Origin of the sequence: Vibrio sp. EJY3, assembly GCF_000241385.1 — a bacterium.
Lineage (GTDB): Bacteria > Pseudomonadota > Gammaproteobacteria > Enterobacterales > Vibrionaceae > Vibrio > Vibrio natriegens.
This window is the reverse complement of sequence record NC_016613.1, coordinates 804,503-826,166: the sequence shown is the minus strand read 5'-3', so window position 1 is coordinate 826,166 and position 21,664 is coordinate 804,503. Positions and strand designations below refer to the sequence as shown.

At 45.6% G+C, this 21,664-nt stretch carries 17 protein-coding genes; 5 read left to right on the top strand and 12 right to left on the bottom strand.

Translation table 11 applies throughout. The annotated features are described in order from the left end of the window. Positions 1–81 precede the first annotated feature (81 nt). The 3 genes from VEJY3_RS03805 to zipA all read right to left on the bottom strand — a co-directional run bounded on the left by VEJY3_RS03805 (position 82) and on the right by zipA (position 5,030). Entirely contained in the window at positions 82–1,479 is a 1,398-nt protein-coding gene (locus tag VEJY3_RS03805) for a multidrug transporter (RefSeq protein ID WP_014231108.1), read from the bottom strand. Positions 1,480–1,986: 507 nt separating this feature from the next. Beyond that, positions 1,987–3,999 (bottom strand): NAD-dependent DNA ligase LigA, encoded by a 2,013-nt coding sequence (gene ligA / locus VEJY3_RS03800; protein ID WP_014231107.1) that lies wholly within the window; start codon positions 3,997–3,999, stop codon positions 1,987–1,989. 89 nt (positions 4,000–4,088) lie between these two features. Beyond that, positions 4,089–5,030, bottom strand: coding sequence for a cell division protein ZipA (zipA, locus tag VEJY3_RS03795; RefSeq protein ID WP_014231106.1), 942 nt, complete (start codon positions 5,028–5,030; stop codon positions 4,089–4,091). Positions 5,031–5,280: 250 nt separating this feature from the next. Here zipA and cysZ point away from each other — a divergent pair, with 250 nt between their 5' ends. The 5 genes from cysZ to crr all read left to right on the top strand — a co-directional run bounded on the left by cysZ (position 5,281) and on the right by crr (position 10,209). Beyond that, positions 5,281–6,024: a sulfate transporter CysZ gene (cysZ, locus tag VEJY3_RS03790; RefSeq protein WP_014231105.1), complete on the top strand. Its 744-nt coding sequence runs from the start codon at positions 5,281–5,283 to the stop codon at positions 6,022–6,024. 164 nt (positions 6,025–6,188) lie between these two features. Beyond that, a complete protein-coding gene (cysK, locus tag VEJY3_RS03785; protein WP_014231104.1) occupies positions 6,189–7,157 on the top strand; it encodes a cysteine synthase A in 969 nt (322 codons plus the stop codon). A gap of 297 nt (positions 7,158–7,454) precedes the next feature. Further along, the gene (locus VEJY3_RS03780) at positions 7,455–7,712 is read left to right on the top strand and encodes an HPr family phosphocarrier protein (protein WP_005382043.1); all 258 of its coding nucleotides are present in this window, start codon (positions 7,455–7,457) and stop codon (positions 7,710–7,712) included. Between the two features lie 141 nt (positions 7,713–7,853). Next, positions 7,854–9,578: a phosphoenolpyruvate-protein phosphotransferase PtsI gene (gene ptsI / locus VEJY3_RS03775; RefSeq protein WP_014231103.1), complete on the top strand. Its 1,725-nt coding sequence runs from the start codon at positions 7,854–7,856 to the stop codon at positions 9,576–9,578. Between the two features lie 121 nt (positions 9,579–9,699). Next, positions 9,700–10,209, top strand: a complete 510-nt coding sequence (crr, locus tag VEJY3_RS03770; protein ID WP_014231102.1) for a PTS glucose transporter subunit IIA — start codon at positions 9,700–9,702, stop codon at positions 10,207–10,209. Between the two features lie 483 nt (positions 10,210–10,692). On the opposite strand, the gene VEJY3_RS03765 is transcribed toward crr, so the two are convergent. The 9 genes from VEJY3_RS03765 to flgE form a co-directional block, all read right to left on the bottom strand. Continuing rightward, on the bottom strand, positions 10,693–11,847 hold the full coding sequence (locus VEJY3_RS03765) for a flagellin (RefSeq protein WP_014231101.1): 1,155 nt from the start codon (positions 11,845–11,847) through the stop codon (positions 10,693–10,695). Positions 11,848–12,241: 394 nt separating this feature from the next. After that, positions 12,242–13,435, bottom strand: coding sequence for a flagellar hook-associated protein FlgL (gene flgL, locus VEJY3_RS03760; RefSeq protein WP_014231100.1), 1,194 nt, complete (start codon positions 13,433–13,435; stop codon positions 12,242–12,244). Positions 13,436–13,448: 13 nt separating this feature from the next. Next, the gene (gene flgK, locus VEJY3_RS03755; protein ID WP_014231099.1) at positions 13,449–15,389 is read right to left on the bottom strand and encodes a flagellar hook-associated protein FlgK; all 1,941 of its coding nucleotides are present in this window, start codon (positions 15,387–15,389) and stop codon (positions 13,449–13,451) included. A gap of 153 nt (positions 15,390–15,542) precedes the next feature. Further along, entirely contained in the window at positions 15,543–16,487 is a 945-nt protein-coding gene (flgJ, locus tag VEJY3_RS03750; protein ID WP_014231098.1) for a flagellar assembly peptidoglycan hydrolase FlgJ, read from the bottom strand. Between the two features lie 17 nt (positions 16,488–16,504). Beyond that, positions 16,505–17,596: a flagellar basal body P-ring protein FlgI gene (locus tag VEJY3_RS03745; RefSeq protein WP_014231097.1), complete on the bottom strand. Its 1,092-nt coding sequence runs from the start codon at positions 17,594–17,596 to the stop codon at positions 16,505–16,507. A gap of 42 nt (positions 17,597–17,638) precedes the next feature. Then, complete coding sequence (gene flgH / locus VEJY3_RS03740; RefSeq protein WP_014231096.1) at positions 17,639–18,415, bottom strand: flagellar basal body L-ring protein FlgH; 777 nt, start codon at positions 18,413–18,415, stop codon at positions 17,639–17,641. A gap of 30 nt (positions 18,416–18,445) precedes the next feature. Then, positions 18,446–19,234 carry a flagellar basal-body rod protein FlgG gene (gene flgG / locus VEJY3_RS03735; protein WP_005382032.1) on the bottom strand — a complete coding sequence of 263 codons (789 nt, stop codon included), beginning with the start codon at positions 19,232–19,234 and terminating at the stop codon, positions 18,446–18,448. Between the two features lie 18 nt (positions 19,235–19,252). After that, the gene (locus VEJY3_RS03730) at positions 19,253–20,002 is read right to left on the bottom strand and encodes a flagellar basal body rod protein FlgF (protein WP_014231095.1); all 750 of its coding nucleotides are present in this window, start codon (positions 20,000–20,002) and stop codon (positions 19,253–19,255) included. Between the two features lie 310 nt (positions 20,003–20,312). Further along, entirely contained in the window at positions 20,313–21,644 is a 1,332-nt protein-coding gene (gene flgE, locus VEJY3_RS03725; protein ID WP_014231094.1) for a flagellar hook protein FlgE, read from the bottom strand. Between the last annotated feature and the right edge of the window lie 20 nt (positions 21,645–21,664).

Here is a 21,664-nt window from a genome sequence, read left to right as displayed (position 1 = left end):
TAATGAAGAGGTACAGTGAAAAACTGATGGCTAAGAACAAAAAAAGCTGGGCGATTGCCCAGCTTCTCCTTTATTCACTAATTATTTTACGCCGAATGGCATAGTTAGAATTAGTTTAAAGTCTGTCTCATCGTTAAATGCGTTTGAGTATGGACCCCAATCTGGCGCATCTGAATCATTGTAGAAGTTAGTGTAGTAGAAGCTTATGTTAGCATCTTTAAGCGCGCCACCTTGAATAGCGTAGTTTGCGAAGAAGCTGTATGCGTACTCTACCAACTCATCGTAACCTGAAGCTTTCGCTCCAGCGCCGTATGCACCGCTTAGACCCGCGCTAAACCCGTTACCACCGATGTCAGCAAAGTCACGAGAAGCAGATAGGAAGAAGGCGTACTCACCATCGTGGTTAAAGTCAGAACGATTGTTCCACCAAACGTCGTATGAACCGTTTGAACCACCGTATTGCTCAGTCAGACGGTAAGCCATGTTACCTACTTGACCACGCTTGTCATCAGAGTCTGCTGATGTGTATGTTGCGTCAGCACGGAAGCTGTATTGACCCATTGATTTAGACGTTAAAAGCGCTACCTGGAATGCAGTGCTGTCGTATTGGTTGTCATCATCAACTACGTACAATTGCGGAGACCAGTATAGACCACCGTCTGTTGTACCTTTCACTTTGAAATGGAAGTTCTTACGGTCGCCATCAGTCAGGGCACCGTAACCTGCGTCAAAAGAGATGCCGTTGTCTAGCGCGTAACGAGCACCGAATGAGTAAGCATCGCCTACGTCTTTACCTGCCCCCCCCCAGAACGTACCTTCGTTGAACTCGTAAGTTTCTTTGAACCATGGAGCCTTGTATTCATCTGCGTAAACAAAGCCTAAAGCAAGTTTGCCAAAGTTCGCGCCAATTTGACCACCACGGTATGTACCTGGAGCAAATGACCAGTTCACACCTAGCGTGCTAGGAACAGATGGTTGGAAATAACCTAATTTAGCGTTAAAGTTTTCACCGAACTTGAATTTCAGTGCCGCTGACGCGAAAGATACACCGTTGTCAGTTTTGTATGAATCACATGAATCACCAGCACCGTAAGGAGAATCACAGTCAAAGAAGTTCATTTCGTGTTCAAATGAACCACCTGTATCTTCACCAGCCCACATGTCGAATGTAGAGTAAATTACTGTATCGAAACCGATTGTGTCAGCCACGTAGCCAGAGTGGAAGCCGAGGTTGGCAAAAATTGAGCCGTGGTCTAGGTTTGTAACTTTAGAAGTATCATTTCCGTTTGCATCCATACCCGCGCGGTCACGTGCACGCATAAAGAAGTTAACGTTACCGCTGATAGTAGATTCAGAGAAAAACTCTGAAACTGATTCCGCGTAGGCTGGGCCGACTGGATCTTCAGCCATTGCAGGAGCTGCAACTACTGCCCCCATCATTGCCGCAGTTAGGGCAGATACCTTAAAAAATTTGTCCATGGATAAACTCCTAAAAATAGATATAGCTGTTTTTTTATCTCACCTTTAGTTGGCCGCCGAAGGAGAGAAGTAATTTCGTGGTAAAGCTTCGTTATTTCTAACTGGGCTTTTTTAGTTCCTGCATACACACCGTGTATAACACGTTATTAAGACTAACTTCGCGACTAAAAACATCCAAATGGAACTTATTTTTTTTCTAAAAAAATATGAGCCACAACAAAGTTCCATATAAGTTATTGATCCAGATCTTATTTTTACAACCCTTACATCAATAAAGAAAAATAACTTTATAAATCAATAATATAAATACAATCACAAGACTCAACATGAAGTGCCTCGCAGAGTATGAAACAAAACAATTTCAATCCGCAAAGGGGAGATCTTGATCACTGAAAAGATTAAATCATTCTAATAATAGAAATATTAGAACTTAATAAGAGGCATTAAAAAGCCCCAGAAGCTTAGCTACTGGGGCTTATTAGAAAGGTATTTAGGTTTTGGCTAAACTTAATTCATTAAGTCGAGTAAGTCTTGTTCGGTTTTAATTTCAATTCCCAAGTCTTGCGCTTTTGCTAATTTAGAACCCGCATTTTCACCTGCGAATAAAATATCCGTTTTCTTCGAAACACTGCCGGTAACTTTAGCACCCAGCGCCTGTAGTGCCTCTTTTGCTTCGGATCGCCCTAGTTGAGAAAGCGTACCAGTTAGTACAACCGTTTTGCCTTCTAACGGCAGTTCAACACCTTGTTCAGGAGCACTAATTTCTGGCCAGTGAATACCTTGCTCTAGTAAGTCTTTCACTACTGCTTGGTTTTGCTCTTCACCAAAGAAGGTGGTGATATGCTTAGCAACAATGACGCCGATGTCCTGAACTTCAATCAACTGTTCTTCTGTCGCAACCTGAATCGCTTCTAGCGTTTTGAAATGCTGCGCTAAGTTAGCGGCTGTCGCTTCGCCGACTTCTCGAATGCCTAGTGAGTATAAAAAGCGAGGTAATGTGGTTAACTTCGACTTGTCTAACGCATTCACAATATTCTGCGCTGATTTTGGCCCCATACGCTCTAAAACCGTCAAAATGCCTGCAGACAACTTAAACAGATCCGCTGGAGTTTCGACCATTTCTCGATCAACAAGCTGTTCTATCACTTTATCGCCAAGACCATCGACATCTAACGCTTTACGCGACACGAAATGCTTGAGCGCTTGTTTACGCTGCGCCTGGCAAACCAAACCACCCGTACAACGGGTCACAGCCTCTCCCTCAATTCGTTCGACATGCGAATCGCAAACAGGGCAGAGCGATGGAAACACAATCTCGCGCGCGTTTTCTGGACGACGCTCGCGGATCACTGAAACAACTTGGGGAATCACGTCACCAGCACGGCGGATCACAACTTGGTCACCGATTTTTACTTGAAGACGTTCAATTTCATCAGCGTTATGCAGAGTAGCATTACTTACCGTCACACCGCCGACAAAAACAGGTTCCAGTTTAGCGACTGGCGTAATCGCACCAGTACGCCCTACCTGAAATTCCACATCATTCAATGTGGTGATTTCTTCTTGCGCCGGGAACTTATAAGCAATAGCCCAGCGAGGAGCTCTAGCAACGAAGCCCAGTCTTTCTTGGATCGCAATATCGTCGATTTTTATAACGACACCATCAATCTCATATGGCAAAGCATCACGTCGCTGTAAAATATCTTGGTAGTACGCTTTGACATCCGCCAGGCTATCTACTCGCTTAGTCTCAGGACACATTGGCAGCCCCCATGACTTAATTTGCAGAAAGCGTTCATAGTGACTAGACGCTAATTCCGCTCCCTGAACAACACCCACACTGTAGGCATAGAAACTAAGCGGACGCGAAGCGGTAACACGTGAATCTAACTGACGTAAGCTACCAGCTGCGGCATTACGAGGGTTAACAAAAACTTTGTCTCCCTTTTGACGAGCCAGTTCGTTGAGTTTTTCAAAACCCGCCTTAGGCATAAAAACTTCACCACGAACTTCAAGACGCTCAGGCCAATCATTTCCTCTTAATTTGAGAGGAATGGCGTTGATGGTACGAACGTTTTCAGTAATGTTTTCACCGGTTGTACCGTCACCACGCGTCGCGGCCTGGACAAGAACACCGTTTTCGTACAATAGGCTTACTGCTAAGCCATCCAGTTTTGGCTCACAACAGTATTGTTTAACACTTTGATTGCCAACCCTGTCTTGTGCTCGTTTGTGGAAGCTATCCAGCTCGCTGTCGTCAAAAGCATTGTCTAATGACAACATCGGAACTTCATGCTTCACTTCGCTAAATTCAGATAAAGGTTTTCCACCAACACGCTGGCTAGGCGAATCTACTGTAACTAGGTCTGGGTGTTGAGCTTCAATATCCAGCAATTCACGCATGAGTCGATCATATTCAGCATCCGGAATCTCTGGGTTATCTTCCACGTAGTAACGAACGGCGTGGTAATGCAACGACTCTTTTAATTCTTCTAGTCGTTGAAGTACTGATTCAGACATATTAAAGCCCCGTGTGTTGTCAATCGATGAGGTTGGGAATCGAAGAAAAAGGGCTCCAATCGGAGCCCTTTTAAAAATTGGTGTTAAGATTATGCGTTCGCCGTCTTAAACTCAACTATTTGACGTCGATAAGCCGCTAATCGGTCAGGAGTCATCAAGTTTCTTTGGTCATCAAGAACATTACCTCCCATGTCGTCAGCAATCTGTTGTGCTGTACGAAGCATCAGGTTGAAGTTCTGTTCCGCTTCACCAAAACAAGGTAGCGTCATAAAGAATGAGATGCCTTTAGTCGTAAACTCCGCAGGGTCTCCATGCTCTAAGGTTCCCGGCTGCATCATATTAGCAACGCTGAACAACACTTTTCCGTTACCCGACAGATCAACGTGTCGATGGAAGATATCCATCTCGCCATAAATTAGGCCATTTTGCTTCATGCTATCAAATAGCTCAGTGCCAACGAATGGTTCTTCACCCGCACAATGCACATTGAGAACAATCACCTGCATTTCTGGCTCAGGTTTAGGCTCTTCTTGCGGCTCAGAAACTGCTGCAGGTTGCTCTGCGACATGCATTTCAGCCTGCGGTTCTTCAAACGCTGAAGGTACCGTTTCCTCAACTACTGGCTGAACTGGCTCTTGCATCACAGGTTCTTGAACTACGACGTCGTCATCATGACTCTTCTGCGCAACAAATGAAGGGATCTCTTCCGGCTCTTGCTTAAATGGCTTGTCTTCCGGGACACCGCCAAGCAAAGGATCCGCCTCAAACTTCGAATCAAACGCATTGTCCATACCGAAGTCTGGTTCTTTGCGGTCTTTACGAATAATTTCAAAATCGTCTTCAGGAGCAGAGGCGAAGCTTCGCTCTTGCTCTACTGAATCTGCATCCCCTTGGTCAACCTCTAATTTACCCAGAGGTTTGTTACCAAATTTCGCTTTGCCTTCCTTCTTACTGCTCCATAAACCATGAAACAGTAATGCCGCAATGGCTAAAACGCCAACAACAATGAGTACGAATCGCAATTCCTGCATTATTTACTCTCAATATACTTGTTTGTACTACTCGCAGTTCCTTGAGCAGCAACCCAAGTGTAATTATTCTGAATGATACGTTTACTTTACCAAAACTATATGGAGGTTTAGAACAACTTAATGCAAGAAGTTCACTTTTTTGTTGTGATTCTTGCCACGATTCCACTTTACGAGAGGCCTTTTGTTAAGGCATTGAAAGAAAAGTCGCGACAGGTACAATGAGTTTTCTTTCTCTCAACACGAAATGGATATGACGCTAAATAATCAGCCAAGAACCGGATTCGGTTATTTCCTGTATGGAATAAAGCTAGCACTATCTCCAAAGATCAGACGCTTTGTTGTATTACCACTATTAGCGAACGTTCTCCTTGTCGGTGGTGCCATTTTTTATCTGTTCTCTCACCTAAATGTATGGATTGAGAACTGGATTGGTCAATTGCCAGAGTTTCTATCCTGGCTAACTTATGTGCTTTGGCCTCTGCTCGCGCTAACCATACTTGCCACGTTCTCGTATTTCTTTAGTACTTTAGCAAACTTTATCGCTGCGCCGTTCAACGGACTGCTGGCTGAGAAAGTAGAAGAATACCTGACCGGACAAAAAATCAATGATGACGGCTTCACTGCTGTGATCAAAGATGTTCCTCGAGTCTTAGCTCGAGAGTGGCGTAAACTGCTTTATGTGCTGCCTAAAGCGATTGGTTTATTTTTGCTACTGTTGATACCCGCGCTCGGTCAAACGGTTGGTCCAATACTTTGGTTTATCTTTACAGCCTGGATGTTAGCTATCCAGTACTGTGATTACCCGTTTGATAACCACAAAATTCCATTCAACGATATGCGTTACAAATTGAAACAAAAACAAGGCAAAGCTTATGGGTTTGGCGTTCTTGTTTCTGTGTTCACCACCATCCCAATTTTGAACCTTATCGTCATGCCCGTTGCGATATGCGGTGCGACTGCAATGTGGGTCGTTGAGTTCAAGCACCAAAGATAAGCTATGCTTTCCCTGAAGCACGGGAAAGGCATCTGCTTTTCCCGGTTCCCTAGCTGAAATCTGGACAACCTAATAAGATATAACTTTTTAATCCTTTTCCCTTTTTTTTAGACCGAATATTCTTCTAACTATATTCACAAAACGTGTAATGAAGGAACATAACTATGAGCAAGATCTACGAAGATAACTCTCTTACTATTGGTAACACTCCCCTAGTTCGCTTAAACAAAGTGAGCAAAGGCAACGTTCTAGCAAAAATCGAAGCGCGTAACCCAAGCTTCAGTGTTAAGTGCCGTATCGGTGCGAACATGATTTGGGATGCAGAGAAGTCAGGTAAGCTTAAGCCAGGCGTAGAGCTAGTAGAACCAACCAGTGGTAACACAGGTATCGCATTAGCGTTCGTAGCAGCGGCTCCCGGTTACAAACTGACTTTGACAATGCCTGAATCTATGAGCCTAGAGCGTCGTAAGCTACTTAAAGCACTTGGGGCAAACCTAGAGCTGACTGAAGCGGCAAAAGGCATGAAAGGTGCGATTGCTAAAGCAGAAGAAATCGTTGCTAGCAACCCAGATAAGTACCTACTTCTTCAACAGTTCAACAACCCAGCGAACCCAGAGATTCACGAGAAGACGACTGGCCCAGAAATCTGGGAAGCAACTGACGGTGAAATCGATGTGCTTGTAGCCGGTGTTGGTACTGGCGGTACGATTACAGGTACAAGCCGTTACATCAAAGGCGAAAAAGGCAAAGCGATCACTTCTGTTGCTGTAGAACCTGCAGAATCACCAGTGATTGCACAAGCGCTAGCAGGCGAAGAAATCCAACCAGCACCACATAAAATTCAAGGTATCGGCGCAGGTTTCATCCCAGGTAACCTAGATTTAGAGCTTTTAGACCGCGTTGAGCCAGTGACTTCTGAAGAAGCGATTGAGATGGCTCGCCGTCTAATGGAAGAGGAAGGTATCCTTGCTGGTATCTCTTCTGGTGCGGCAGTAGTAGCAGCGAACCGCATTGCAGAACTTCCTGAATTTGAAGGAAAAACTATCGTAACAATTCTACCAAGCTCTGGTGAACGTTACCTAAGTACAGCACTGTTTGCTGGCATCTTTACGGAAAAAGAGAACGAACAGTAATATGTGTTCAAATCAATTTTTCGTCTAAAAAAGCCCCGTTCAGGGGCTTTTTTGTTGATCCCTGCCCCACCTTTGGTAATATCAGGGCGTTTTATTTCTAGCTTCAAAATAAAGAAGCAGAACACAAAAAGGTTTCAAAGTGATTACGCACGCAAACAGTTGCGCAATCGCAAATCTTTTGACTAGTATCAGAACTAACGCGCTTTGAACTCTCCCGTGCTAGCGCACAAGGTATAAAGCAGTTAAGCTCAAACTAGTCACTACTAACAAAAAAATACATTTATTGGGGTATATCACATGTACGAGAAGCAAGTAGAAATCACAGCAGAAAACGGTCTTCACACTCGTCCAGCTGCACAGTTTGTAAAAGAAGCGAAAGCATTCGATGCAGACATCACTGTGACTTCTAACGGTAAAAGCGCTAGCGCGAAGAGCCTATTCAAACTACAAACACTAGGCCTAGTAAAAGGTACTCAAGTAACTATCTCTGCTGAAGGCCCACAAGCTCAACAAGCAGTTGATCACCTAGTTGCTCTAATGGACCAGCTACACTAATCGGTGTCACCTACTCCAAAAGCCATTTTGTGAAAACAAAATGGCTTTGTTGGAAATAGGCTCAAAACTAAGCTAAAACTATTCGTTAGCACACCCATTATTCTCCCGTTTTATAAAGTTGACCAAACTTAAGGTAAGGCTATGATTTCAGGCATCCTAGCATCTCCTGGTATTGCAATCGGTAAAGCACTACTACTTCAAGAAGATGAAATTGTCCTAAACACAAACACTATTTCTGATGATCAAGTAGAAGCTGAAGTTCAGCGTTTCTTCGACGCTCGTGAAAAATCTTCCGCTCAACTAGAAACTATCAAGCAAAAAGCGCTTGAAACGTTTGGTGAAGAAAAAGAAGCGATCTTTGAAGGTCACATCATGCTTCTTGAAGACGAAGAGCTAGAAGAAGAAATCCTAGCACTAATCAAAAACGACAAGCTGACTGCAGATAACGCTATCCACACCGTTATCGAAGAGCAAGCATGCGCTCTTGAGTCTCTAGACGACGAATACCTGAAAGAACGTGCAACTGACATCCGTGATATCGGTTCTCGTTTTGTTAAGAACGCACTAGGCATCAACATTGTTTCGCTAAGCGACATCAATGAAGAAGTTATCCTGGTTGCTTACGACCTAACTCCATCTGAAACAGCGCAAATTAACCTGGACTACGTTCTTGGTTTTGCTTGTGATATCGGTGGTCGTACTTCGCACACTTCAATCATGGCTCGCTCTCTTGAGCTACCAGCGATCGTTGGTACTAACGACATCACTAAACAAGTTAAGAACGGTGACATGCTGGTTCTTGACGCGATGAACAACAAGATTCTTGTTAACCCATCTGAAGCTGAAGTAGAAGAAGCGAAAGCAGTTAAAGCTGCGTTCCTAGCTGAGAAAGAAGAGCTAGCAAAACTGAAAGATCTGCACGCAGAAACGACTGACGGTCACCGTGTAGAAGTTTGCGGCAACATCGGTACAGTTAAAGACTGTGACGGCATCATCCGTAACGGTGGTGAAGGCGTTGGTCTGTACCGTACAGAATTCCTATTTATGGACCGTACTGCGCTACCAACTGAAGACGAACAGTACCAAGCGTACAAAGAAGTTGCGGAAGCAATGAACGGTCAAGCTGTGATCATCCGTACTATGGATATCGGCGGCGACAAAGATCTACCATACATGGATCTACCTCAAGAGATGAACCCGTTCCTAGGCTGGCGTGCAGTACGTATCAGCTTGGATCGTCGTGAAATCCTTCGTGACCAGCTACGTGGTATCCTACGTGCATCTGCACACGGCAAACTACGTATCATGTTCCCAATGATCATCTCTGTTGAAGAAATCCGTGAGCTTAAGAAAGCAATCGAAGAGTACAAAGCAGAACTACGTGCTGAAGGTCATGCTTTCGACGAAAACATCGAAATCGGTGTAATGGTTGAGACTCCAGCAGCAGCTGCAATCGCGCACCACTTAGCGAAAGAAGTGTCATTCTTCTCTATCGGTACTAACGACCTGACTCAGTACACACTAGCGGTTGACCGTGGTAACGAGATGATTTCTCACCTATACAACCCACTATCACCAGCGGTACTAACTGTGATCAAGCAAGTTATTGATGCATCTCACGCTGAAGGTAAATGGACTGGTATGTGTGGTGAGCTTGCAGGTGATGAGCGTGCAACACTGCTACTTCTAGGTATGGGTCTGGATGAGTTCTCTATGAGCGGTATCTCAATCCCTAAAGTGAAGAAAGTTATCCGTAACTCTAACTTCGCAGAAGTGAAAGCAATGGCGGAAGAAGCACTTTCTCTACCAACTGCTGCTGAGATTGAAGCAGTCGTTGAAAAGTTCATTGCTGAGAAAGTTCAGTAATACGTAGTACCAAGTAATTCAATACTTAATGGCCATTAGACGGCGAAAAAAGTCGTCTAATGAGCTATATTGGTATACTATAATTCGACAGAATAAAACTAAACCTTAGGAGCATGACACAATGGGTCTGTTTGACAAACTTAAGAAGCTTGTATCTGATGACAGCGCTGACGCTGGTGCAATCGAAATCATCGCACCACTATCTGGTGAAATCGTAAACATTGAAGATGTGCCAGATGTTGTTTTCGCTGAGAAAATCGTTGGTGACGGTATTGCTATCAAGCCAGCAGGCGACAAAATGGTAGCTCCTGTAAACGGTACTATCGGTAAAATCTTCGAAACTAACCACGCATTCTCTATCGAGTCTGACGACGGTGTTGAGCTTTTCGTTCACTTCGGTATCGATACAGTTGAACTTAAAGGCGAAGGCTTCACGCGTATCGCTGAAGAAGGTCAATCAGTTAAAGCTGGCGACACTATCATTGAATTCGATCTAGCTCTTCTTGAAGAGAAAGCGAAATCAACGCTAACTCCAGTTGTTATCTCTAACATGGACGAAATCAAAGAGCTGAACAAGCTTTCTGGTTCTGTAACTGTTGGTGAAACTCCAGTTCTACGTGTAACTAAGTAATTATTACTTAAGTTCAAACACGGATAAACGCTGCCAAATGGCAGCGTTTTTTATTGCCTGCTATTTACGTCAGGTCTGTAACTCCAGACTACTGGAACAGTAAATGGTCAGCTTCTCGCGCTGAGATCAAACTGTAGATATTCATACCCCATAGCCTCCTCCGCAACCAATCACACTACACATTGGTATCGCGACTGACAGAGATTTTAACCAGGGAATAATTCGGACTTGTTTTGATTGGACTTCGAAGAGAGGGAGAGAAAAAGCCCCTTTTCCTTTGAGAGAACTGGGGCTAGGTTGGTTGCCAGAACCTATGTGGAGATCAAGAGAAATGAACACATTTCCGGCATACCGGGTGCAACTTTACATTGAAAATGATTGGCAGGTGAGAGATGAGAGAGCCGCTCATTCTGTTATAAAGTTGCTTGCCAAAAGCCCGTACTCGTATCCACGTCTGGATATGTTGAATACAGGCTCGATAAACTACTGCAATAGTGTCATTGCAGAGTTTGGCAACTGTTTCGCTTGAGCAAGAATCGATGTACCTGCCTGTTGCAAAATTTGTGCTTTAGTCATTTGCGTGGTTTCTTTCGCAAAATCAGTATCTTTAATTCGGCTGTTTGAAGCGTCGACATTTTCCTGGATGTTCGCCAGGTTATTGATACTGTGGCTCAAACGGTTCTGTTTCGCGCCTAAATCAGCACGTTGCGAGTCGACATACTTCAGCGCAGAATCCAATACAGAAATCGCATTTTGAGAGCCCTGAACCGTCGTCATATCAATATCTTGTACCGATGTTCTCACTGGTTCGTTGTTTAAGCCTAACTCAGATGCGAGACCACCGGAGATAGAAATATCGCCTTGAACATTTGGATGAGCCACAAAAATCTGTAGCTTGCCATCTTCGCTCACTGACGCGTTAATCATATCAGACTGGCCGTTGATATACGTCGCAAGCTCTTCAATGTCATCACCCGCTTTAGCCGTAATGCTAATGTCTAGATCATCAACATTTCCGTTCTCATCCTCGCCCATACCCGGCAGGGTAATGTTGAGATCTGCTTTAGTCGGATCGACACTCCAATCTTTGCCCTTACCAGATTCAGAGAAGAAGGTTACGCCACCCATACGCGTATCGTCAGCACGGATACTGGTGAGGCCCATGATCATGGCTTCACCCGAGCTAGCACCTATCTGGAATGCCGCGTCACCAAATGAGCCGTTAAGTAGACGACGACCACCGAATGAGGTCGTTTCTGCAATTCGGTTTAACTCATCAATCAGAGCAGAAGACTCTTGGTTAATCGCTTGGCGCTCTGCCGGAGAGTTAGTCCCGTTCGATGATTGAATCGCAAGATCGCGCATACGTTGCATCACTGATGAAGCTTCATTCATCGCACCTTCAGCTGTCTGCGCAATCGAAATACCATCGTTCGCGTTACGCATAGCCACATCCAGACCACGAGATTGCGCGGTAAGACGGTTCGAGATCTGTAAACCAGCCGCATCATCTTTCGCACTGTTAATCTTGTGACCTGTAGATAAACGCTCCATCGAAGTATTTAACTCGTCAGTCGCTTTATTTAAATAACGCTGCGCGGTCATCGCGGAGACGTTAGTACTAACTGTTACAGCCATTTTGCTCTCCTTTTGAGTTCGCAAGCTTTTGCGAAGCGGCCAGCTTTACTCTCATTTGGATAAGCACTGACCGTAAAAATTACCCGCTAAATCTACCTGGATGCAGGGTTTAGAATTTATAAATCCATACTGACAATCTCAATACAATTTGTATGCCAACTTATGAATCACATAAAAATTAAGCAACAATCCAATTTGAAACAATCAGTTACATCAACAAAGTCGCCTGCTCCATCCACCCAGTAGCGAACACGAGTCACGTATGTTTGCCGCTTTCGGTAACAATATGCCGCTCAAATACCTTAACGCTGATTGGAAATTTCTCGCACTTAAGGCATGGCACATAAGGCATTAAAAACTTTCCAAACCATTCAGATAAAGCTGAGTATCGCACCTAGATATAATTAAATAGCGTTAGGTCTTTGGTTTTACCAAAAGCTTGTTGTGAGGCTTGCAAAGCACGTGAATTCTCACTGAATTCAATCACGGCTTTCGAGTAATCTAAATCTTCAAAATTGCTCTTTGCCTTGGCCAGCGACAGATTAAAGTCTTCGTGGTTTTGCTCCTGAATATCAAGAGTACTTAACCTTGCCCCGACATCGGTGCGCGCCTTGTTGAGATGAATAAACGCCGCCTGAAATTCTTCGGTCATTTGATGTAATTTCGCTGTCGAGGATGTATCCGAAACAGATTGTTCAGACCATGACATGGCTTGCTTAAAGGTGTCGAAAATATTGAAAGATTCACGCTTTTCAATACCAATGCTGTCGCCGGGCGTAATCTGCCCTTTTACCTGCATTTTTAACTCTTTGTACTCAATGCCTTTCTCAGGTGAAAATTCATCCGCTTTAACGACCGAACCATTACGCTCTAACTGGTAGCCAAACTTACCGTTATTCATGTCAACAAACGTCACCCGGTAAGAAGCCGTATCTTCTGTGTCAGCATTGGTTGCTTTGCCTAACAACAACTCTGAACCATTCTGCAACTCGTAATTCGGCTGATAATCACCAAACGGGTTAGGGATTTCCATAAACAATTTGCTGCCAGGGTCGTTCATCGGCATCTCAAGCATGTTGGATACTTTCATCTTGCGCTGATAGTCATCACCGGCGTACTGCACACTGCCGTCTTTGTCGCGATAAAAAGGCTGACTTTTCGACTTTGTACCGGCAAATACATAATTCCCCGACTCATCTTGCGCATTCACCAAGCTCAGAAAGTTATTAGCAATTTCTTCCAGTTCACGCTTCTTAGCTTGTCTGTCCTCGACAGAGAGCGCACCGTTAATCATTTCCATCGTGAGACGTTTTGATTCGTCAGCGAAACTCTCTGCGTTGGCGATGTTCACTTCGTGGTTTTCTAGCCGGTTACGTACCAAAGTTATCGAGCTTAAATACTGCTGTATTTGCTCTTGCTGCTGACCAATATTCTGAACGTAATGCGCAGCCAAAGGGTCATCACTTGGCTTAAGCAACTTCTTACCCGATGCAAGTTGTTCTTGATTGTGATGAACCTTGTTCTCCTGGCGGCGCAAGTCATTTTGTACGGACTGATAGTTATGGAAACTAGAAATTCGGGTTAACACTTATTTCTTCTCCTTACCTCAGTTGTAAAATGGTGTTGAAGGTATCATTCGCCGCCTGCATCACACGTGACGACGCCATATAAGCCTGCTGAAATTTCATCATGTTGGCGGCTTCTTCATCTAGGTTGACGCCAGAAATGGACGCTACACGTTCTTGTGCGGATTCATGTTCCAGCTGAGCAACCGATGCCAATCGGTTAGCCGTTGCCGATTTTAGCCCCACCTCGGTATTTAGATTGTGGTAAACATCAATCAGAGTGCTTGACTGGCCATCCATCATTTTGTCAGTCTGCAACTGCTGCATTTTCCTCAAGTTGCCGTTGCCACCTGGCGAAGGTACTAAGTTGGCCGTAAATTTGTCGTTCAGCAGTGCGCCTTCCGTGAGCTCAAAGATCGTTGCATCACCATTTTTATACAACGGATGGTTCTTCGGCACTGAAATTTCGATGATTGGATTGTCTTTATCCAACGGATAGTCGTACTTATCGGACAACAAATTGCCTTTGTTATCAGTAATTTTTAACCACGCTTTGTCATGTTTTTCGTCCGCAGGCTGTACCGTCACCTCAAACTCTCTAACGTCACCGGCTTCATGAATTTTGAATTTGGCGCTGCCTTGAGCAAACGTGGTAGAGGCTTCATAACTTTGCGCCGCAATGGATTTTGCGTCGTTGGTTTCCATTTTTATGATGGCGGCACCGCTGCGGGTAGGACGTAAAAGTACGCGTTCGCCAGTGGCAAGGCCTTCACCAATTTGAACGTTCATACCGTCCAACACGAAGGAAGAATCCGACTGATCGATATCAAGCTTAAGCTGCTCACCCTTAGGGGTCGTGACGCTGTACTGGTCGCCATCATAGCGCAACGTATATTCCCCGCCTTTGAGTGCAGAGATATCATCCACATAAACCGCGACTTCTGCCTGAGAGTCAGGCGCGGCGAACACTCGTGACTGAGCAACCAGATCCGAGTTAATATCGGTAAATACCTCTTTACCAATTTTGCCGTTGAGATCCAAACCTTGGGATTGCAACTGATTCACTTTATATGAAAAACCGGTAGCCAATCGGCCCATCTCATCAAGTAACTGTGGAATGTGCTGGTCACGCATATTGAGTAGAGCGCCCATTTTTCCGTCGATGTCGTCTGATTGAATCGCCTTGATGCCGCCACCTTCCACCATGGCCAAACGTCGCTGGAGAACGTCTGGATACCCATCAATCATTTTTAACTGACTGGCTTCGGTGCCTGAGACTAAAGTGTGGCCATTACCAATGTGGACGTTAAACCCTTCCGCATTTTTGCGCGGGGTAACTGTGACCTTGGTGTATTCAGACAGTTCCTTAATCAGCTTCTCATGTTGGTCCATCAAATCATTGTGCGGCCCCGGAGTACGCATCATTAGACGGTGAGTATCGCGAATCTCCAGCGCGATCTGGTTAATGCGCTCTATCCCCATATCCAACTTTTTGTTGGTTACATCAGACTGTAATCGAACCGTTTCATGGAAATCGTTCAATGTGTCAGAAAAGATCTTTGACTTCTCAAGCACCACTTTACGCGCGCCTAAATCATTTGGGGTGTCAGACATGGTTTTAACCGCATCAAACCATTCATTGAGGTTTTCAGGGATCTTCTTCGAGGCAACCGAGCTCAGCATGCCTGACAGCATGTCGAGATTATCTTGAGTATCGGTTTTGTTGGCATTGTTGGTCGATGCCATATTGAGTTCATTAACGGCAAACTGATCCCAAGAGCGGCGAACATTTTCCACATGTACGCCCATGCCATAAGTGGCTCCGCCAAACTGACGCGGATCGTTAGTGCCTTGAACCACAGACTGACGGCTATAACCCTCTGTATTAACATTAGAAATGTTATGACCAGTGGTATTCAATTGTCTCTGAGCGGTAAGCACACTTTGAGTACCTACATTCAGAAGATCTGACGCCATACATGCCCCCAAAAACGAAAAAATCGGTAAAAGTCCGACTGCCTACACAAACAAAGCAAAAGGTATGCCAAGCAAAGAAACAAGTAGGAACTATCGATAAAATAAAGGCTTGCACAATGGCAAGCCTTAAAGATGAGAAAAAACAACGAGGGACTACATGCTTTCTATTTTCTGCTGCACTTGCAGAACTTTATCCGCGTAGTCAGGGTCAGTGGCGTAACCAGCATGTTGAATGTCACGAATGAATGATTCGGAATCGCCACGTCTTTGCAGAGCGACCTCATAACGCGGATTATCGTTTAAGAATCGAACGTAATCGTTGAAGCTGTCTTGGTAGCTTGAGTACGAGCGGAACGCGGCCGTTTCTTTCACTGGCGTATTGTCATGAAACTCTAATGTCTGAGTGGTGACTTTCTCCCCCTGCCAACTGCGATCCGCTTTGATATTAAACAGATTGTTGCTGCTGCCACGTGCGTTCTTAACTACTTTTTGTCCCCAGCCTGTTTCTAACGCGGCTTGAGCAAGAAGCAGAGATGGCTCAACCCCTAACGCTTTAGCTGCCTTTTCTGCATAAGGCATCATTGAACTGACAAAAGATTCTGGAGAATCAAATCGAGTCGGTGCTTGAATGTTAGCTACAGTACGGTTTGGACGTTCTAACTCGCCAGATTCAATCAAACGTTGTTCGGTTTCACGTGCTTTTTTCGGGTCAACACGACGATACTCCACGGCATTATTTGCCGCATCACGCACAGCGGTTTCACTCTTATCGCCGCCCTGTCCTGCTGTCAGCTGAGCGACAATCATATCTGCGAGCCCCATTGAGCCCGAAGCACTCAGTTCACTTGCCATCTGCTCATCCAACATCTGACGGTAAAACTTTTCGTTCTGACTGTTCATGAAGTTCGACTCGAAACCTTCGTTTGCTTCACGCATCGACTTGAGCATCATTGAGGTAAAAATGGATTCGAACTGACGCGCTGCTGCACGCAAGGCTTCCTGCTCACCATCTTTGCCCTCTTTGACGGCTTTTTGTCTTAGAGTATCAAGTGAGCTGATGTCGTGGATAAAGCCGATATCGTTAGGATTCTTAATCATTGCCGCCTCCTAACGACTTAGATGATGATCAACTGGCCTTCAATCGCACCAGCTTGCTTTAATGCCTGCAAAATAGCCATCAAGTCTGAAGGCGCAGCGCCGACTTCATTGACTGCGCGAACCAAATCGTCCAGCGTCAGACCCGGCTCAAACTTGAACATCTTGCCCTGCTCTTCGTTCACTTCAATGTCAGAATCCGGAACAACGACCGTCTGGCCGCCCGAGAAAGCATTCGGCTGACTCACACTGAGATTTTCTTTGATGGATACCGTCATACCACCATGTGTTACTGCTGCTGGCTTAAGGCGCACATGCTTGCCGACAACGATGGTACCTGTACGGGAATTTACGATGATTTTTGCGGCACTATCCGCTGGGTCGAATTCCAGATTTTCAATCGCAGACAGAAACGCCACACGTTGGCTCACATCACGCGGCGCGCGCACACGAACAGATGTCGCATCAACCGGACTCGCCATTTGAGGACCAAGGAAATTATTAACCGCATCGGCCATGCGTTGCGCCGTGGTGAAATCAGACTCTAGCAAGTTGAAAGTGATGTAGTCGCCACGGCCAAAAGGGTTAGGAATTTCACGCTCTACCGTCGCACCACTAGAGATAAGACCGACGGTTGGGTTATTGCCCACAATCTTTGAGCCATCGGCACCTTCCGCACTGAAGCCACTAACGACCAGATTACCTTGTGCAACGGCATACACCTGGCCATCTAAACCTTTTAAGAAAGTTTGCAGTAAAGTGCCACCACGCAGGCTTTTCGCGCTACCAATAGATGACACCGTGACATCGACTTGCTGACCTGGCTTAGAAAAAGGCGGTAATGTTGCCGTTACCATCACAGCGGCAACGTTTTTGATTTTTGGCTTGGTACCCGGCGGCAGTTGAATGCCGAAGTTTTGCAGCATGGCCGCGAAGCTTTGTTCCGTAAACGGGTTAGACTCCCCAGTACCCGGCAAGCCTGAAACTAAACCATAACCTACAAGTTGGTTGCTACGTACCCCTGCCACTTGCGCGACGTCTTTGATACGTGCGGCTTGAACAGCAGTTGAAAACAGCACAGCGCTCAGTAGGAGTAAAAAGAATTTTTTCATGCTTACCTATCTCTCGCAATTAAATTGCCGCAGTACGGCACCTTAAAGCGCTACATTAAAGAATCGTGCCAAGAAGCCAGGCTCTTGCATATCTTGTTGTAACCCGGTGCCTGAATACTGAATGCGGGCATTCGATACCCGGTTGGAAGCAATCGTATTGTCAAAATTAATGTCGTCAGGGCGAATGGTGCCACTTAAGCGAATGTACTCATCGCCCGTATTCAGGGTCATCCACTTCTCGCCACGGATAACCAGATTACCGTTGGCAAGCACTTCAATCACTTCGACAGTAATGTAACCGCTGATGCTGTTACTCTGCTTCGCTGAAGAGTCACCAACAAAGCTGTTACTGCTGTTTAAGTCATAAGAAAAGTTGTAATTACCGCCGATTTGCAGCTCTTGACCACCGACTGATAACGGGTCCATGGTCGAATCATTACTTTTCGACAAATCCGCGTTAGCACTCTTAGTCGCGCTTGTGGTTTCATCTAACGTGACAGTGATGATGTCACCAATACCACGAGGTTTGGAGTCGTCGTAAAGATCGGTAATGTGCTCGGGACTGAATAATGACCCGGTTGCCGCAGCATAGTGTTCCGGTTTCTGTTTGGGATGGATTGGAGCCCACGCAGGATCGCCAGCCACCGGATCAGTTCTGCCGCGTAAAGTGTCCACAATGCCGCTGCTGTCTTCTGATTTGTCGCCTTCAACGGCATCAACCACCGTCGTTGCTTGAGAGACTTCATCGGTTTCAATTGGCTCTAGCATGGCACAACCAGACATGGTGCTGATAAGTGCAAGCAAGTAAATACGTTTCATCATAAGATCCTTACTCTCGATGCTTAAGCGTTACAACTGCTGGTTCACGAAGCTCATCATCTTATCGACGGATGAAATCACTTTAGAGTTCATTTCATACACACGCTGCGCTTCGATCATATTGACCAACTCTTCGGTCACGTTAACGTTCGATGCTTCCAGCATGGATTGGCGAATTTCACCCAAACCGTCCAGCCCTGGTACCCCTTCTTGTGGGTCACCACTCGCGCCAGTCGGCAAATAAAGGTTCTGACCAATTGGCTCTAGACCTCCCGGGTTGACGAAATCGGTAATGGTGAGCTGGCCGACGACTTGGTTGTCTTGCTGACCACGAACACGAACTGACACTTCACCGTCCGTACCCACAGTGATTGAGATTGCGTCTTCAGGAATGACGATTTCTGGCTCTACCGGGTAACCAGAGCCTGATGTCACGAGCGTACCTTCACCATTGAGCGTGAATTGACCATTACGCGTATAACCGATGTTGCCATCCGGCAAAGTCACCTGAAAGAAACCATCGCCTTCCACCATCATATCCAGCGCATTCGTGGTCGTTTGCGCATTACCGTGAGTGTGCACTTTTTGCGTGGCAACCACTTTAGAACCGGCACCCAACATCAAACCACTTGGTAATTCTGTGTTCTGAGAAGACTGACCGCCTGGCTGGTTAATGTTCTGATAAAACAAGTCTTCAAATACGGCACGGCTCTTTTTGTAGCCAACCGTTGAGGCGTTCGCCAGGTTGTTTGAAATCGTTGCGATGTTGGTTTGTTGGGCGTCTAAACCGGTTTTACTAACCCATAGTGCTGGATGCATTGTGAACCTCTAACTCTGTTAACTCATACGAAGCAGTGAATCTGAAGACTTGTCCATCTCTTCAGCGGTGCTCATCATCTTGACTTGCATTTCAAACTGACGCTGAAGGTCAATTAATGCCGTCATTTCACCCACGGCATTAACGTTACTTCCTTCAATAGCACCAGTTTGGATGCCGATGGTTGCGTCTGCTTCGTAAGGCTGGTTTGGAGTTTTATGGCGAAATAAGCCATTGGTGTCTTTAAATAAATTGCGGTCGTCAGTTTTCACAAGCTTGATACGATCAACCACTTGTAATTCTTCTGCTGGGGCACCTTGTGGAAGTACAGAGATGGTGCCATCACGACCGATTTCAATTTTAGAGAGAGGGATAGGTAAAGTAATCGGGGCGTCATTCTCACCCAATACGGCATGGCCACTCGCATTAGTCAGCAAGCCATTTTGATCGACTTTTAAGTTGCCGTTACGGGTCAACCCTTCTTTGCCCGTGTGGTCTAAAACAGACAACCAACCGCTGCCTTCGATAGTAATATCCAAATCGCGGCCAGTGGTGATCACACTGCCTTGAGCAAAGTTATGTCCCGGACGCTCAGTCATGCTAAACACTCGTGAAGGGAGTCCTTCTCCATACGCTTGCATCGAACGAGCCTGTGCCAAATCCGCACGAAAACCCGTGGTGCTCACGTTGGCCAGGTTGTTGGCACGCAATTGCAGAGCCTGCATGTTTTGCTTGGCGCCGCTCATTGCGAGAAACAGTGCGCGATCCATAAATTACTCCCTAAAGTCCTCTGTACTTGAGAGTAAAAGCAATACTTATGCCAAAATAAAATACACTTAATATTCAACGAGTTGATTTAAAATTAAACCAGATAAAGGAAAATTTTCGAGGATAAATCCGGAAAGAGGCAAGTTTTTGATCCTCTGAGCGGCAATGGCGGCAACGTAGAGATCAAATAATACCTAGCCTGAAGTGAGGTATTTTCGGGCTAGATATCTGATGAATGTCATAAAGTCATCAAGCGAGCTGCCGAGCAGCGTCACTTGATAAAGCAGATTATCGGGCTATCGGACTAGCGCTCTAGCGGATCTGCAGAATATTTTGCTGTAGTTGGTTATGCACTTCTAGCGAACGCGAGTTAGCCTGGAAGTTACGCTGAGCCGAAATCAGATCCACCAGCTCCTGAGTCATGTCAATGTTTGACTGCTCCAGTACGCCATTATTAAGGGTACCAAACGAACCTTTATTGGATTCGCCCCAGATTTTGTCACCAGAGAACTGAGTTGAATCCCACTGAGTGCCGCCTTTTTTATCCAGACCTTGCTCATTAGGAACACGAACGAGCGCAACGCGACCCAAGGTAACATTTTCACCGTTTGAATATGTGCCCAACACGCTTCCGTTTTCATCAAAGTCAACTTTGGTCAGGAAACCCGTCGTAGCACCATCTTCATCAAATTTGGTCAGTTCAAATGGCGCCGCAAACTGAGTTGATGCATCCAAACCAAAGTTCAGAGTTTGCATCGGATCAGCACCGTTAAGATTGATACCGGCATTTTCTGCCGCCGCACCACCTTCACCAACCGAAGCACCTAATGCCACTGAGCGAATAGGGTTGCCACCGTTTAGGCTCGCCAGAGTACCATCATTGTTGAATCTCATCGTGTGACCAACATGGCCAGATGCGGTTGTTGCATCACCTTGAGCAATGTTAACCGGCTTCTCACCATCTTTGTCCGTTACCGTGTAGTAGGTATTCCAGGTATTCGGCTGAGTCTGGTCTTTCAGGTAGTAAGTGGTCAACTTGTAAGACTGCCCCATTGAGTCATAAATGGTTGAAGACGTTGAACGGTTATAAGTATCTGGATCAGAAAAATCAAACCGCGTCGGATCTTTCAAATCACCATTAGCAGGTAAGTTTACGCCCACTTCAATGTTCGCCGTTTGTTTTGGCTTACCAAACTCAGCTGGAATATTGATTGGCTGTGGCTCGTAAGATGACACCTCACCAGAGTCTGGATTTACCTCATAACCAAGCAGAAACTCATCGTTCGCCGTTACCATGTAGTTGTCTCTGTTCAAATGGAACGCACCGTTACGTGTCATTTCATTTTGCTGCGGCACGAGACGATCTTTCGCCACGGCGAAGAAGCCCGTTCCTGATACACGCAAATCCATCGGGTTATTGGTGTAAACACTTGAACCTTCGTGGAATTGTTGAGCAACCTGGCCAGCCTGAACACCGCCACCCGGTGTGGTTTTGGCGTTGGTGAACAAAGAGTTTGAGTAGACATCCGCAAACTCGGCACGAGACTCTTTAAAGCCATACGTATTGGCGTTCGCAATGTTGTTACTGGTGGTGTTTAAATCCAATTGAGCGGCGGACAAACCGCTTAAAGATACATATGACATTCCAAAGTCTCCTGATCTCG